At 70.7% G+C, this 242-nt stretch carries 1 protein-coding gene; it reads right to left on the bottom strand.

Features of this window, described 5'->3' with window-relative positions; genetic code table 11:
• On the bottom strand, positions 1-220 hold a 220-nt coding region (locus EF834_RS18090; RefSeq protein ID WP_408014540.1), incomplete at its 3' end, for a hypothetical protein.
• Positions 221-242 lie beyond the last annotated feature (22 nt).

The raw sequence follows: 242 nt of genomic DNA, 5'->3' as shown, positions 1-242 counted from the left end.
TCCACCGCACCAAATCCCCGGTCCGATACATGCGCCCACCCGCGGCACCGATACCGTCGGCGCCGGCATACGGGTCGGCGACGAACCGCTCCGCCGACAGATCCGCCCGACCCGTATACCCGCGCGCGAGCTGGACCCCGGCCAGATACAACTCACCCGGCACCCCCACCGGCACCGGACGCAACCGGTCATCGAGCACCAACGCCCGCGTGTTCGCCACCGGACCACCGATCGGCACACTC

This window comes from Rhodococcus spongiicola (genome assembly GCF_004011835.1).
GTDB classification, from domain to species: Bacteria; Actinomycetota; Actinomycetes; order Mycobacteriales; family Mycobacteriaceae; genus Prescottella; species Prescottella spongiicola.
This window is presented reverse-complemented; position numbering and strand designations above follow the sequence as displayed.